7 protein-coding genes are annotated in these 16,042 nt (G+C 68.0%); 5 read left to right on the forward strand and 2 right to left on the reverse strand.

Features of this window, described 5'->3' with window-relative positions; genetic code table 11:
- Nucleotides 1–7: 7 nt before the first annotated feature.
- Both E0H92_RS37650 and E0H92_RS37655 read right to left on the reverse strand, forming a co-directional pair.
- On the reverse strand, nt 8–1,378 hold the full coding sequence (locus tag E0H92_RS37650) for a sensor histidine kinase (protein ID WP_131499656.1): 1,371 nt from the start codon (nt 1,376–1,378) through the stop codon (nt 8–10).
- Nucleotides 1,375–2,031 carry a response regulator transcription factor gene (locus E0H92_RS37655; protein WP_131461240.1) on the reverse strand — a complete coding sequence of 219 codons (657 nt, stop codon included), beginning with the start codon at nt 2,029–2,031 and terminating at the stop codon, nt 1,375–1,377. Before E0H92_RS37655 ends, E0H92_RS37650 begins: the two co-directional genes overlap by 4 nt.
- Nucleotides 2,032–2,297: 266 nt before the next feature.
- On the opposite strand from E0H92_RS37655, the gene E0H92_RS37660 reads away from it, so the two are divergent.
- The 5 genes from E0H92_RS37660 (at nt 2,298) to E0H92_RS37680 (ending at nt 16,005) form a co-directional block, all read left to right on the forward strand.
- Complete coding sequence (locus E0H92_RS37660) at nt 2,298–5,576, forward strand: LamG-like jellyroll fold domain-containing protein (RefSeq protein ID WP_131499657.1); 3,279 nt, start codon at nt 2,298–2,300, stop codon at nt 5,574–5,576.
- A gap of 52 nt (nt 5,577–5,628) precedes the next feature.
- On the forward strand, nt 5,629–11,760 hold the full coding sequence (locus E0H92_RS37665; RefSeq protein ID WP_131499658.1) for an RHS repeat-associated core domain-containing protein: 6,132 nt from the start codon (nt 5,629–5,631) through the stop codon (nt 11,758–11,760).
- A 309-nt stretch (nt 11,761–12,069) separates the two neighbouring features.
- Nucleotides 12,070–13,944, forward strand: a complete 1,875-nt coding sequence (locus E0H92_RS37670; protein WP_238173767.1) for a TRAP transporter permease — start codon at nt 12,070–12,072, stop codon at nt 13,942–13,944.
- An 11-nt stretch (nt 13,945–13,955) separates the two neighbouring features.
- Nucleotides 13,956–14,918, forward strand: a complete 963-nt coding sequence (locus tag E0H92_RS37675; protein ID WP_238173769.1) for a TAXI family TRAP transporter solute-binding subunit — start codon at nt 13,956–13,958, stop codon at nt 14,916–14,918.
- A 184-nt stretch (nt 14,919–15,102) separates the two neighbouring features.
- Nucleotides 15,103–16,005 carry an AraC family transcriptional regulator gene (locus E0H92_RS37680; protein ID WP_131499661.1) on the forward strand — a complete coding sequence of 301 codons (903 nt, stop codon included), beginning with the start codon at nt 15,103–15,105 and terminating at the stop codon, nt 16,003–16,005.
- The last annotated feature ends 37 nt before the right edge of the window (nt 16,006–16,042 follow it).

Below are 16,042 nucleotides of genomic sequence, written 5' to 3' on the forward strand. Positions count from 1 at the left end.
CCGGAGCTCATGTCGCCGTCCGCAGGTCGACGTGAACCGCCAGACCGTGTGGCGTCACCGGCTCGATCGTGAGCGTCCCGCCCACAGCGCTCACCAGTTGGTCGACGATCGCCAGACCGAGGCCGCTGCCTCGCGACGACTGGTGCTGGTCGGCGCGCCAGAACCGCTGCGAGGCCAACTCGCGTTGCTCTTCGGGAAGCCCTGGTCCGTCGTCGACGACACTCAGCCGGACACCGTCCGACTCGACGATCCGGACCGTCACCCGTGCTCCATAGCCGGCGTACTTGATCGCGTTGTCGACGAGAGCGCCGACGATCTGCCGCAGGTCGATTTCGCTGATCGCCACCGGCGGTACGGCGGCGATTTCGGCTGACAGGTCGACGCCGTTCTCGGCAGCGAGCAGCCGCCACGCTCCCACTTCACCGGGCAGCACCTCGGACACCACCGACTGCCCGGCCACGGCATCAGGCCGCCGGCTCTCGGCCTCAGCGAGCCTGAGCAGATCGTTGAGCAGCGCTTCGAGCCGATCAAGGTCCTGCTGGATGCCGGCGAACCGCGGGCTGGACGGATCGCGGAGCTCCGAGGCCAGGGCGTCGAGCCGGAGACGGACAGCCGCCAGCGGGTTCCGTAGCTGGTGCGACGAATCGGCCACCATCCGGCGCTGCATCTCCAGGGATCGTGTGACCGTGGCCGCCATGTCCGCGAACGATCGGGTCAGATGGCGCAGCTCAGGCGGGCCGGACAGCATGACAGCCGGACCCGCCGTCGGCGTCTCGGCAAGGCCGACGACCGCTTCCTCGAGCCGCCGGACCGGACGGACCACCCAGCGGGTGAGGAGGATCGCCAGCTCGAGGAGCAGCAGCTCGGCGGCGATCGCCCCGGTAACGATCAGCGCCCAGTCGCGACGTACGCCGGAGATCGCCCGGCCGGCGTCGACGCGCAGCACGACCGCGCCGGCCAATTCGTGCGGGGTGCCGACGGGACGAGCCAGCAGATGGTGCGGATCGCTCCACGGCCGAACCGGGTCGAGGGACGTCTGCGCAAGGTTCCGCGACGCGGAGGCCAGGGTCTCCCGCACACCCGGATCGTCGAGGTCCAGCGAGCCGGTGGACACGAGAGGATGTCCGCTCGCGCCCACCAGCAGCAGGTCTTCGCCGTACAGTTCGGTCACCCGGTCTGCTTCTGCCTGCACCGTGGCCAGGTCGCCGGCATCCTTCACCTCCCTGGCGAGTGCAGCGAGCCGGTCGAGGGTTGCGACGCGGCTGAGCAAGAGCGCCTGTGTGCGGGTCTGAGAAGTGGTTGCGAGGAGCGGCAGAACCAACCCGGCCACCGCGAGGAGGGAGAAGATCGTCAGTACGATCAGAACTCGCGTCCTCATGAGCCGAGTCTGTATCCGAAACCGCGGATGGTGGTGATCAGGCCGGGAGTGCCGAGTTTGACGCGTAGCTGAGCAAGGTGGACGTCGAGCGCCCGCGAACTCGCCAGGAACGCGTCGCCCCACAACTCGTCGAGGATCACCTCGCGACTCACCGCGGCACCTACTCGGCGCGCCAGTGCCCCGAGCAGGTCGAACTCCTTCGGAGTGAGCGCGATCTCCCGGTCGCTGACCCTGACGCGTCGAGCGGTCAGGTCGATCACGACGTCATCCACCTCGACCACCCCGGCCGGCAGTGAGCTCCTGGCGCGACGGGTGACCACCACGTCGATCCGGGCCAGCAGCTCGCCCAACCGCACGGGCTTCACCAGATAGTCGTCCGCCCCGAGGCGCAGGCCGCGCACGACGGACCGCTCGTCACCGCGCGCGGTGACCACCAGCAGCGGTACCTCGCTGACCTGACGCAGCTTACGCAGCACGTCCAGCCCGTCTCCGTCGGGCAGGCCGAGGTCCAGCAACACGACATCGGCCGAGCTGTGCCGAAGCAGTACGTCGGCGCCTCTGGAGACCCGCTCCGGTTGGTGACCATGCGCGCCGAGGACGTCGACCAGCGCCTCACCGACGCTGTCGTCGTCCTCGGCGATCAGTATCCGCACGACGTCAATGTCGTGACAACCGCCGCACTGCGCAACCCCGGGGGCCGAATCCTTACGTGGCCTTGAGCACAACTCTGAGGTGCCGGTGTGCACGCGCACGCCTGTTGTCGCTACGCGCAGGATCGCGAGGGTCCTCGTGGACGCGACGATGCCGGACCGTGTTCCTTGACACCGAGGATTCAGTTCTCCTACGTCGCCCCGTGGAGGCCGTCATGCCGTCTCGTACTCTTCAACGCCCGCACAAAGCCGGTTGGTTGGCCGTGGCGATGAGCACGGTCCTCGCCCTCCTCGGAAGTCTGCTGGTCGTCATCGCCTCGACGCCGGCTGAAGCCGCGACGGTATTTGACGAAGCAACGGCGCGCGATGCCGCTGCCAGGACAGGACACCAGGTCGAGGTCGACACGCTGACCACCGAGACCGGGCAGGTGTTCGCCAATCCGGACGGTTCGTTCACCCGGCACGAGTCGGCGTTGCCGACCCGGGTCCGCGGGTCGTCCGGGTGGGTGCCGGTGGACATGACGTTGCGGGCCAGAGCGGACGGAACGGTGGCGCCTGTCGCCGGCCCGCTCGATCTGGCGTTCTCCGGGGGCGGCGATACGCCACTGGTGCGGCTTCGCCGGGACGGCCGTGAGCTCGCTGTCGGCTGGCCGGGCAGACTCCCCCAACCGGTGCTGTCCGGCGACACCGCGACGTACCAGGAGGTCCTGCCCGGTGTCGACCTCGTCCTGACAGCCTCGACTGCCGGTCTGTCGCAGATCCTCGTGGTCAAGAACGCGGCGGCCGCGGCGAACCCGGCGCTAGGAGCGCTGCCGTATCGCCTGACGGCCAAGGGTTTGGTGGTTCGTTCCACGGCGGCCGGTCTGACCGCGACCGATCCGGCCGGCGAGGTCGTGTTCAGTGGACCCGCGCCGTACATGTGGGATTCCTCCGGCCACGGGTCCGCCGTACAGCCCGGTGGCCGGGTCACGGCAGTCGGTGCCCGGGTCACCGGGGATCAGCTGTCACTCGTGCCTGACCGAACGTTGCTGACCGCCAAGACCACCCGGTTCCCGGTCTACATCGACCCGTCGTGGTCCGGCGCCAAGCAGGCCTGGACCCAGGTGTGGAGCAACTACCCGACCACGTCGTTCTACAACGGCGCGAACCTCGGTACGTCGGAGAAGGTCGCGCGCGTGGGCTACGACGGCACGGACCAGAAGCGCACGCGCTCGTTCTTCCAGTTCGACACCAGCGGCGTGAAGTACAAGCACATCCTCAAGGCCACGCTGCAAACCTTCGAGAACTGGTCGTGGTCCTGCACGGTGCGCGAGGTGCAGGTGTGGGCGACCAACCCGATCTCCTCGGCGACGACCTGGAAGAACCAGCCGACCTGGGCGTACCAGATGGAGAAGAAGAGCTTCGCGAAGGGCTTCTCGTCGTCCAGTTGCCCGGCCGCCGGGGTGGAGTTCAACGTGACCAGCCAGGTCACCAACGCCGCGGCCAACGGCTGGTCCAACGTCACGCAGGGACTCCGGGCGTCGACGAAGGCGGAGACCGGCAACGACTCGTACTCGTGGAAGAAGTTCGCCAACAACCCGAGCATCACCATCGACTACAACACGATCCCCGACAACCCCGCCAACCTCACCACGGAAGGCTCGGCGTCGTGTGTGACGGGTGCCGACCGGTTGGTCGTGTCCACGGTGACGCCGACGCTTCGAGCAACTCTCCAGGACGCTGACAACTCGGTCCAGGCGCACTTCGAGTGGTGGGCGGTCGACGGTTCGGCTCCTGTCGGGGAGTACGTCTCGCCAACAGTCGCGGGCGCGACGCCGACGGTCGTGGCGACCACTGTTCCGTCGGGTGCCTTCGGCAACGGTGCGGTCGGCAAGTGGCGGGTGCGGGCCGAGGACGGCATCGACGTCAGCGCGTGGAGTCCGTGGTGTGAGTTCGCCGTGGACGACGCGGCGCCTGAGGCGCCCACGGCGGTGTCGTCGGGGTTCCCGGACAACGGGACCGGCAACGCGGTCATGGGGACAGGCCTGCCGGTCACGTTCGGCGCGAACGGCGAGTCCGACGTGGTCAAGTACGAGTACACCGTGAACGGTCCGTCGGCAGCACTGAACCTGACCGCGACGCCGTCGCAAGCGGGTGGCGAGGCGGCGATCTCGGTCGTACCGGATCGATACGTGAACTGGCTGCACGTCCGGTCGGTCGATGCCGGAGGCAACCGCTCCGCGGTGGTGACGGCGGTGTTCTACGCCGGCGCGGCCCCAGGACCGGTCGCAGACTGGCGACTGGACGAGACCGGCGACGGCACGGTGGCGGTCGACTCCGCGCCGGGTAAGTACAGCGCCACCTTGGGTGGCGGCGCATCGTGGGGCGACGGCCGGCAAGGCGGTGCCCTGACGCTCAACGGTACGACGGGGTACGCCGCGACGACCGGGTCTGTGGTCAACACCCTGAACTCGTTGTCCGTGTCGGGCTGGGTGCGGCTGACCGGTACCTCGCACAACGCGGTGGTGGCCACCCAACTCGGAAGCCAGGCCGGCGCCTTCACGTTGTCCTACTCGAGCTCCGCCCGGCGGTGGGTCTTCAGCCGAACCTCGGCCGATGTCGCCTCGCCGACCTACACCAGCGCGGTCTCCACCACGGTGCCCGCGGCGGACGGCAGATGGGTGCACCTGACCGGCGTGTACGACGCGCCGAACGCCCAGATCCGGCTCTACGTCAACGGTGTTCTCGAGGCCACGACGGCGTACACCACGCCGTGGAGCGCGGCCGGCTCGTTCCAGATCGGGCGGTCGAAGGTCAACGGCGTGTACGGCGAGTACTGGCCGGGTGATCTGGACCAGCTGCAGGTGCACAACCGGGTACTGCTGCCGGGCGAGATCCAGCAGGTGGCCCGGCGCGACGGTCTCTGGCTGATGGACGAGAGCTCCGGCACGACGTCCGGGGACACCGCCGGGACGCATCCGGCCACTTGGTCGGCCGGTGGTGTGTCACGCGTGGCCGGCAAGAGCGGCAACGCGGTGCAACTGAACGGCAGCACCGGTGTGTTGACGGCGTCGGGGCCGGCGGTCCGCACCGACGGCAGCTTCACGGTGGCCGCCTGGGTGAAGCCGTCCGCGGTCGGCAAGAACGAGGTCGTGATCAGTCAGGACGGCTCGCAGGTCAGCGGTTTCCGCCTGGGATACGCCTGGGACGACCTGTACGGCGGCTACCGCTGGTCGGTGGCGATGCCGGTCGCGGACTCGGCGTCGGCGGAGGTGCACACGGCGGTCGGCCCGTTCGACGAGCCGGTGACCGGTGGCTGGACACACGTCGCGGGCGTGTACGACGCGAAGGATCAGATGCTGCGGCTGTACGTCGGCGGCCAGTTCGTGGCCGAGACATACCACCGCAGTGCGTGGAACGCGGCCGGATCGTCCCGCTTCGGAGCCGGGTGGACGTCGACGGCCGGACTCGGAGACTTCTTCACCGGCGCCATCGACGACGTACAGCTGTACTCCGGTGTGCTCACGGACCAGCAGATCGCCGACCTGTACTTGCCGTCCCAGCTGTGACCCACCCGCTCGTGGGGACAGTTCCGCCTCGCTGTATGAAAGGAGTGGCGCCATGCTGGTGCCGTTCACCGGAATAGTCACGGCCATCGCGCTCGCCGCCGGCGGCCTGGTCGAGATGCCCGCCGCACGGGCCGATGTCGGTACGTCGAACGCCTGGCGGCCCGCGGCGCAGACCGAGTTCTCGGTACCCGGGCGCGACGCCGCGCCCAAAGCGCGGCCGGCCGATCCGAAGGCGGCGTCCGTGCTGCAACAACCTCCACAGGTGCGTCGACCGGAGCCGAGTGAGGCGGAGGTGTCGCTCCCCCGCGACGGCACCACTACGCAGGCCGGCGAGTTGCCGGTACGGGTCGGCGCAGGACGGGTCCAAGGAGCTGCGCTGACACCCGTGAACCGGGTACGCGTTCGGGTTCACGACCGCGCTGCTGCCGAAAAGGTGGGCGCTTCGGGGATGTTGATCAGCCTTGGTGCGAGCAGCAGTGGCCAGGTGAAGGTCGAGGTGGACTACTCGGCGTTCCGCTCGGCGTACGGCGGTGACTGGGCAAGCCGGCTGCGACTGGTGCGGCTGCCGGCGTGTGCGCTGACCACACCGGACAAGGCAGGGTGCTCGGACGGGCAGGTGCTGACCTCCAAGGTCACCGCCGACAACCGGATCGCTACCGAGATCACCGCGTCGAGTGCGGAGACGGTGATGGCGTTGGCGTCGGCGCCGGCGGGCAGCGCGGGTAGCTACAAGGCGACCGCATTGTCGGCGTCGGCGTCGTGGAACGCGGGCGGCTCGTCGGGGGCGTTCACGTGGGCCTATCCGATGGACGGCCCGGAGGGTTTCGGCGGCCCGGAGCCGGATCTGAATCTGGGCTATTCGTCGGGCGACATCGACGGTCGCGTCGCGTCGACGAACAACCAGTCGTCGTGGGTCGGCGAGGGCTGGGGCCTGGACGAGGGCTTCGTCGAGCGGCGGTACAAGTCGTGCGCGGATGAGGTGTCGACGACACCGAAGCCGCAGGACCTGTGCTGGGAGACTGACAACGCCTACCTGGTGCTGGGTGGGAGAGCGTCCGAACTGGTCCGTGACGACGCCACCGGGGTCTGGAAACTGCGCGATGACGACGGTTCGCGGCTGGATCGGTTGACCGGTGGAGCGAACGGCGACAACGACGGCGAGCACTGGCGGCTGACGTCTCTGGACGGCACGCAGTACTACTTCGGTCTGAACCGGCTGCCGGGGTGGGCCGCAGGCAACGAGGAGACCGGTTCGGTCTGGACGGCGCCAGTGTTCGGCAACGACGCGGGCGAGCCGTGTCGCGGGACGACGTTCGCGACGTCGTACTGCACGCAGGCGTGGCGCTGGAACCTGGACTACGTGGTCGACCCGAACGGCAACGCGATGTCGTACTTCTACGGCAGCGAGACCAACTACTACGGCCGGAACCTGACCGCGACCGCGGGCACCAAGTACGTACGCGGCGGGTACCTGAAGCGGATCGACTACGGCCAGCGGTCCACATCGATGTACTCGGCGGCGGCTCCGATGCGGGTGTCGTTCACGGTGGACGAGCGCTGCGCGGCGGGTGCGACCTGCGGCACCGACGACATCACGTCGGCCAACGCAACGAACTGGCCGGATGTGCCGTACGACCAAAACTGTTCGGCCGGCAAGTCGTGTACGAACTTGTATTCGCCGACGTTCTGGACGCGCAAGCGGTTGGCGTCGGTGACGACCCAGCTGTGGGTGTCCGGGACGACGTACCGCGATGTCACGTCGTGGGCGCTGGGCTATCAGTTCCGTGACCCGGGTGACGGAACGTCGCCGGCGTTGTGGCTCGCGTCGATCACCACGACCGGCAAGGTCGGCGGGACCGCGTCGCTTCCTTCGGTGTCGTTCCAGGGCGTGCAGCTGGCCAACCGGGTCGACGCCGTGGAGGGGATTCCGCCGATGTACAAGTGGCGGATGACCGACGTGTACGACGAGGCCGGTGGGCACGTCCACGTGAACTACTCGGCGCCGGAGTGTACGGCGGGTTCGTTGCCGGCTCCGGACCAGAACACCAAGCGGTGTTTCCCGCAGTACTGGCAGGCCACCGGGTCGGAGACGTTGACGCTGGACTGGTTCCACAAGTACGTGCCGGTCACGGTGCTCGAGGACGACCAGTCCGGCGTGGCCGGGATCGAGCGCACCGACTACGAGTACGTCGGCGGCGGCGCGTGGCACTACGACGACAACGAGCTGACCCCGACGAAGTACCGCACCTGGGGAGAGTGGCGCGGCTACAGCCGGGTCCGGGAGCTGCACGGCAACCCCGGCGAGACCCGGTCCCAGGAGGAGAGCCTGTACCTGCGCGGCATGGACGGCGACAAGCTCGCGGCCGGCGGCACCCGCGCGGTGACCGTCACCGACTCCCTCGGCGGGACGATCGCCGATCACCCCGCACTGGCCGGGTTCGAACGCGAGTCCCTCACCTACACCGAGGCCGGCGGCAGCGTACTGGAGGGCGTGATCACCGACCCGGTGATCTCCACCCCCACCGCCACCCGGGTCACCGTCAACGGCACGATCAAGGCCTACATGGTCGACAACGCCGCCGAACGGTCCCGCGAGGCGCTGTCGTCCGGTGGATGGCGCAACACCGAGGTCCGCACCACCTACGATTCGTACGGACTCGAGATCGAGGAGAACGACCTCGGCGACACGGCCAAGACCGGCGACGAGGAATGCACCCGCACCACGTACGCGCGCAACACCTCGTCGTGGCTGATCGACTTCGAGGCCCGCGAACAGACCGTGTCCGTGGCCTGCACCGCGACGCCGTCGTACCCGTCCGACGCGGTGTCGGACGACCTGACCTACTACGACGGATCCACCACTCTGGGTGCGGCGCCGACCAAGGGCGACCAGACCCTCACGAAGGAACTCGCCTCCTACTCGGGCACCACGCCGGTCTACACCCAGGAGGGACGCACGACGTACGACTCCTACGGTCGGCCGATCGAGACCTACGACCAACTGGACCGCAAGACGTCGGCCACCTACACCCCGGCCAGTGGCGCGGCCGTCACCGCGATCACCGTGACCAACCCGGCCGGGCATGCGACCACGACGACTATCGAGCCTGGGTACGGTGAGTCTGTCGCCGAGGTCGACCAGAACGGACGGCGTACCGACACGACGCGGGATCCGCTCGGCCGGATCACCGCGGTGTGGCTGCCGGACCGGTCGAAGGCGGCCGGGAAGACCCCGAACACCAAGTACTCCTACCTGATCCGCCAGGACGCGCCGTCGGTGATCACCACCGAGGAGGTCCGCGACGACGGCACGTACGAGGCAAGCTACGACCTGTACGACGGGCAGTTGCGCGAACGGCAGACCCAGGACCCCGCGGCTGACGGCGGCCGGGTCGTGACCGACACGTTCTACGACTCACGCGGCCTGGAAGTGAAGTCCAACGTCGCGTACTGGAACAACGGCGCCGCCGGTACGACGCTGCTGACCGGGGTGACCGACGCGGCCGTGCCCGGCCAGGACGTGACTGTCTACGACGGCGCCGAACGCGAAACGGTGGAGATCTTCCGCTCGCACGGGTTCGAGAAGTGGCGAACCACCACCACCTACGGCGGAGACCGCACCAGCGTGGACCCGCCGGACGGCGACACGGCCACCACGTCCATCACCGATGCCGACGACGCGGTGGTGGAGCTGCGCCAATACACCGGCGGCTCACCGACCGGTTCCTACGACGCGACCAAGTACACCTACAACAACCGCGGCGACGTGGTCACCACGACCGACCCGGCGGGCAACACCTGGGACACCACCTACGATCTGCGCGGCCGGGTCACCCAACGCGAAGACCCCGACACCGGGACGAGCAGTTTCACCTACGACAACGCCGGCCAGCTGCTCACCAGCACCGACGCGCGCGGCACCACCCTCGCCTACACCTACGATGCCCTGGGCCGCCGTACCGGCATGTACGACGGATCGACCTCCGGCACCAAACGCGCTCAATGGACCTACGACACGCTCGTCTCGGGCACGAGCCTCAAGGGCGCGCTCGCGAGCTCGACCCGCTTCGTCAACGGCAACGCCTACACCAAATCGGTTGACGCCTACGACATCCGGTACCGGCCGCTGACCAGTACAGTCACGCTTCCCGCGTCCGAGGGCGCGTTGGCCGGGTCGTACAAGACCAACACCGGCTACACCGCCACCGGGTTGCCGTCGCTGGTGTCGTACCCGGCAGCGGGTGGGCTCGCGGCGGAGACGCTGCGGTACGGCTACGACGCGGCCGGCCGGTTGCAGACCGCGAGCAGTGGTCTCGGCACGATGCTCACCGCGGCGACCTACACGCCGTACGACGAGGTCGCCCAGTCGACCCTGTCCGCCACGGCCGGCAAGCAGCTCGTCCACACCGCGTTCTACGACGACGCGACCCGGAACCTGGACCGGGTCCTGGTCGACCGCTCCACGGCCCCCGAACACCTGGCGGACGTGAAGTACACCTACGACCCGGCCGGCAACATCACCAAGATCGCCGACACACCCCAAGACGGTGTGAGCGATGTCCAGTGCTTCAGCTACGACTACCTGCGCCGGCTGACCGAGGCCTGGACCCCTGCTGCCGACTGCGCCACCCAACCCAGCGCGGGCGCACTGGCCGGACCCGCGCCGTACTGGCAGGGCTGGAGCTACGACAAGACCGGCAACCGGCTCAGTGAGACCAACCACGATCCGGTCACCGGTGCCGCCACCACCTCCAACTACTCCTACCCCGCCGCCGGAGCATCCCGGCCGCACGCACTGGCCAGCGTCGCCACCGGCTCCCGGACCGACACCTTCACCTACGATGCCCAGGGCAACACCACCGGCCGCAACGTCGCCGGGAAGGCCCAGACCCTCACCTGGGACGCCGAAGGCAATCTGGCCACCCTCACCGAGAACGGCCAGACGACCAGCTACCTGTACGACGCCGACGGTGATCGGCTCATCGCCCGCGACGCCAAGGGCACCACCCTCTATCTCGACAACTCCGAACTCAACCTCAGCCCCACCGGCACGGTGACGGCCACTCGCTACTACGACCTCGGCACCACGAGCGCCGTCCGGAACGGGTCGGCTCTCACCTTCACCGTTGCCGATCGCAACGGCACCAACACCCTTTCGGTCAACGCCGCCGACCTCAGCCAGGAGAATCGCCGCTTCACCCCGTTCGGCGTTGCCCGCGGGGCCACGCCCGCGACCTGGCCCGACCAGCACGGCTACGTCGACGGCGTCGACGATCCCACCGGACTCACCCACCTCGGCGCCCGCGAGTACGACTCCGCCCGCGGACGCTTCATCTCCACCGACCCGATCGCCGACTTCGACAACCCGCAACAGCTCAACGGGTACGCGTACGCCGACAACACCCCGATCACGGCCAGCGACCCCGACGGCGAATGGCGCGTCCTGCCCGGCGGCCACTACTGCGACGGCTGCGGCGGCTACAACAAGGCGCCCAAGAAAAAGAAGAAGGCCGCGAAGCACAAGAAGGCTGCCAAGAAGGCCAAGCACTACTGCGACGGCTGCGACTACCAGCGCTACCTCGCGAAGAAGAAGAAGCAGCAGAAGATCGCGGCGGCCAAGCGGGCCGCCGCCAAGAAGGCGGCCAAGAAGGCGCGCGAGAAGGCGGCCAAACTCAAGAAGAAGAAGGCCAAGAAGGCCGCCAAGAAGCCCAAGAAGAAGGAACAGCGCAAGCGGCCGAAGAAGGGTAAGAGTTCGATCCTCGGCGGTGAGAACTACACGCTGGTGAAGGTGGCCGGCGCCGGCTACGCGATCTGCCGGTTCATCAGGGGCACGCCGGCCAACACCTGCGCGGTCCTCGGCACGGCGGTCGCGAAGGGGAAGACCGACGGCGGCGGGTGGTACTACGTCAAGTGGTACGTCGTCGCCCGTGGCAGCTGGACCCTCTACCGGGCCGGCGAGATCTGGAAGAAGGGCGGCGTCACCCCGAGGGGCCAACTAGGCAAGGTCAAGGGCGAGTTCAGAGCCGACGGAAAGGCCTTCAGACGAGGCGTCGGCCTGTGGTTCCTCTACGACATGCTCAGCGGAGACACCCGCTCTCCCCATCGCAACGACAAGCCGAAGCAGAAGACGAAGTGCGTGGTCTCGTGGAAGGTCTGGGGCCACAACGTCTTCAGCATCTGCTGACCCGCCGAGCCCCGACCAGCGTCGACGACACTTTGTCGTCGGCGCTGGTCGTTTGTTGTCCAGCGATTCTTCTTAAGGCGAGGTAAGGATACGGGAGTGGGGGTTGTGGGGCCGCTGCGAACTGGAGATTCTTTGCGGAAGATCATTCACAGGAGGCCCTTAATGACAGCCAGCACCATATCGGTTGACACCGGCCCCAGCGCAGAGGAACTGGCTGCTTTCGAGCAGGAAAGGCCGGCGCGGAGGCTGAGCCCGGTCCTGGACCGCGGTATTTCTGTGTGCTGCGCATTGGTCAGTGTCGGCGTTCTGGTGCAGGTATTCTTTCCGATTCCCGCAGGCACGCAGTTCTACCTGATGCTGTTTCTCGCCGCGGTGTTGCCAGGTGCACTGCTGTGTTACCGCGGTTGGCGCGTGCCGGCGTTCCTGAACCCGTTCCGCGGAGATCGACGCAGCGACGATCCGCCGGTGGCGGACTGGGTTCTGGCATCGGTAGCGCTGGTGGTCTCCCTGTATCCGCTGCTGGACTTCGACGCGTTTCTGGAGCGGCGGCAGGCTCCGACGCAGCTCGATCTGCTGGCCGGATCGTTGCTCCTGGTGCTGGCGCTGGAGGCCTGCCGGCGGACGACGGGCTGGGTTCTGCCGGTGGTGAGCCTGTTGTTCATCGGATACGCCTATTACGGCGGCTATTTGCCGTACACGTGGTCCTTGGCGCACCAGGGTTTCGACTTCTCGGCGATCGTGGCGCAGTTGTTCATGGGTACGGCGGGCTTTTACGGGACGCCGTTGGCGGTCGCGGCAAGTTACATCGTCCTGTTCACGATCTACGGCGCCGTACTGGACGCCTCGGGTGCCGGCAAGTTCTTCATCGACGTGTCGTTCGCGGCGTTCAAACGCAGCCGCACGGCACCTGGGCGGACCGTCACGCTCGCGGGTTTCTTGCTGGGCACGGTGTCGGGTTCCGGTACGGCGACGGCGGTGTCGCTGGGCACGGTCGCCTGGCCGATCCTGCGCCGCGCGGGATATCCGTCCGAGCCGGCGGGCGGCATGCTGGCAGCGGCCGGTATCGGGGCGATCCTGTCGCCGCCCACGCTCGGCGCGGCGGCGTTCATCATCGCCGAGTATCTCCAGGTCAGCTATCTCGTGGTGCTCGGCTACGCGACGGTCCCGACCGTCCTGTACTACCTCGGCATCTTGCTGGCGATCGAGATGGACGCCCGGCGGCACGGCACCGAAGCGGCCGAGCCGTCGACCCGGTCGGCGCGCCGGCTGCTGCTCCGGTTCGGATACCACTTCGTGTCCCTGTTTCTCATCATCGGCTTCATGGCGATGGACATTCCGCCGTTCAAGGCCGTCGTCTACGCGACCTTGCTGCAGATCGGGCTGTCGTTCCTGGACCGTGAGCACCGGTTGACGCCACGCCGCCTCGGTATGGCGCTCGCGCAGGGCACCCGCTCGGTGCTCCCCGTCGTGGCGACCTGCGCCGTGGCCGGCATCATCGTCGCCGTCGTCACCCAGACCGGTCTCGGTCTGAACCTGGCCGAGATCATCGTGTCCGCGGCCTCTGCGATCTCCGAGAACCCCACCGTGGTGCTGATCATGACCGTCACGCTGTCGGCGTTCGCGGTCATGGTGCTCGGGTTGGCGGTGCCCGTCACCGCGTCGTTCATCATCGCCGCTGTGGTGATCGCGCCCGCCCTGTTCCAGCTCGGCGTGGCCCCGGCGGAGGCGTACATGTTCATCTTCTACTACGCCGTCCTCTCGGAGGTCTCGCCGCCCACCGCTCTCGCAGCCGTCGCGACGGCGGCCATCACCGGTGGGCGGGCGATCCCGACGATGTGGCAGGCGTGGAAGTACACGCTGCCTGCGTTCCTGGTCCCCTTCGCGTTCGTACTGACGCCGAACGGGGCCAACCTGCTGGGCCTTCAGGGTCTGGGAGGTGCGGCGTGGACGCTGGCGGTCTCGGCACTCGCCGTCGCCGCGCTCGCGGTGGTCACCGGTGGATGGATCGCCGTCCGGACCGGCTGGCTGGAGCGTCTGCTCTGCTTCCCCGCCGCGTTGTTGCTGCTGTATCTCGCACCCACCACCATCGGCGTCGGTCTGGGCCTGCTCGGAGCCGCCGTCGTCATCAACCTCGTACGGCGTCAACGCCTGCGGAACACCACGGAAGGGCCGTTACCCTCATGAGATTCCGTTCTTTGTCCACTCTGGTGGTCGCACTCGCGCTGACGGTCTCGATGGCCGCCTGCGGCGGGCAACGCAAGGCCGAGAAGGGTGACGGCGCGGCAGGTGGTCGCCTCACCATCGCCACCGGTAACACCACCGGCGTGTACTACCAGCTCGGCGGTGCCCTGGCCGGACTGATCTCGGACAACCTCGAGGGGTACCGCGCCACCGCCAGCGAGACCGGCGCCTCCGTGCAGAACATCCAAGGACTGACCGCCGGGAACTACGACATCGCCTTCTCCCTGGCCGACTCCGCCGCCGACGCGGTCGCGGGCAAGAACAGCTTCTCCACGCCGCAGGACGTCGTCGCGCTGAGCCGGCTGTACTCGAACTACACCCAGGTCGTCGTGCGAGCGGCGTCCGGCATCACGAAAATGTCCGATCTGAAGGGCAAACGAGTGTCCACCGGTTCGCCGAACTCCGGCACCGAGGTGATCGCGCGACGCCTGCTCACCGCCGCCGGCGTCGACCCGGTGAAGGACGTCACGGCCCAGCGTCTCGGCCTGCCCGAGTCGGTGGACGCGATGAAGAGCGGACAGATCGACGCCTTGGTCTGGTCCGGCGGCCTGCCCACCAGCGGCATCACCGACCTCACCACGTCGATGGGCGCCAAGGTGCGGTTCATCCCGCTCGACGACGTACTGCCCGCCCTGCAGAAGCAGCACGGCAAGGTGTACGCCGCGGGCGTGATCCCGGCCGCGGCGTACAAGCAGCCGGCCGAGACCCAGACGATCATCGTGCCGAACCTGCTGCTGGTCCGCAAAGACATGCCCGACGACCTGGCCGAGAAACTCACCAGCCTGCTCCTCCAGAACAAGGAAGCCCTCGTGCAGGTCAACCCCGCGGCCAAGGGGATCGACCTCAAGAACGCCGCACTGACCGAACCGGTGCCGTTGCACGCCGGCGCGAAGAAGGCCATCGACGCACTCGACTGAGCGTCGCCGACGCGTCGCACTCGCTACAGTAATTTTCTACCGTCGATTGACGAGCCATTGGAAAGTAACCGCCCCCAAGGATGGTGCCGTGATGATGGTGATGCGTGGTACCCCGAGTTCGTCCTATTCGATCGAGTCATGGACGACGGACGACGTCAGACCACCGGAACGTGTCGAGTACTGGATGAGCGTCATCAGCGCGGCCACCCGCTACCGGGTGGATCCGACCTGTGCGCCAGGGACGTTCCGGGGCCGGCTGCTGCGGATCGGCACGGTCGCCTACACGCTCGGCCGGGCGTCGGCCGACTGTGCGCAGGGACATCGGACCGCCGCCATGGCGTCCGAGGATCCGCACGACATCCGCACGCTGATGGTGACGATCCGCGGTCAGTTGCTGGTCCGCCAAGACGATCAGGAGTTCCGCGTCGGACCGGGTGAGGCGTTCCTGGCGTCGTCGAATTCGTCGTTCGAAGCGAAGCTCGACCACGCCGACATCGCGCTGCTGACGATTCCCGGGGCGGAGATGGACAACCGTCTGCGCCCCGGGACGCGCCGGTCGGCACCCCGGACGCTCGACATCAACCGCGGCCTGGGCCGGGTCCTCGTGGGCATGCTGGGCGAACTGTTCGCTCAGCGGGCGCACCTGTCGGCTGCCGATTTCGATGCGGTCTGCGATCGGCTGGTCGATCTGCTGTGCATGCTCGCCGTCGGTGATGACCGGCCGGACAGCGAGGGCGGCCTGGGCGAGGTCGAAGCGATGGTCCGACGCTATGTGCGAGAGCACGCCACCGAACCGGGGCTGACCGGCGCCACGGTGGCACGTGCCCTCGGCTGGTCGTTGCGGCAGGTTCAGCTGGCAATGCAACAGGCAGGTACGACGCCCCGGGACCTGATCCGGGAAGAACGACTCGCGCTGGTGCACGAACGCCTGCGCAGCCCTGTTCACATCGTCATCGGCGAGCTCGCCCACAGCTGCGGCTTCTCCTCCAACAGCGTCCTGAGTGCGGCCTTCCGTCAGCGCTACGGCATGAGCCCTCGGGAGTTCAGGGCGCAGTACCTGCTCACGCACCGAGTTGGAGCGGCCTGAGGAGGCCTCGCGCCGTTCGGGTTGCTATGTTGCGGGC

This window comes from Kribbella speibonae (genome assembly GCF_004331375.1).
GTDB classification, from domain to species: Bacteria; Actinomycetota; Actinomycetes; order Propionibacteriales; family Kribbellaceae; genus Kribbella; species Kribbella sindirgiensis.

Coding starts and splice junctions, on each gene's coding strand:
- E0H92_RS37680 (WP_131499661.1), top strand. CDS start 15,103: ATGAGCGTCATCAGCGCGGCCACCCGCTACCGGGTGGATCCGACCTGT.
- E0H92_RS37660 (WP_131499657.1), top strand. CDS start 2,298: ATGAGCACGGTCCTCGCCCTCCTCGGAAGTCTGCTGGTCGTCATCGCC.
- E0H92_RS37650 (WP_131499656.1), bottom strand. CDS start 1,378: ATGAGGACGCGAGTTCTGATCGTACTGACGATCTTCTCCCTCCTCGCG.
- E0H92_RS37665 (WP_131499658.1), top strand. CDS start 5,629: ATGCTGGTGCCGTTCACCGGAATAGTCACGGCCATCGCGCTCGCCGCC.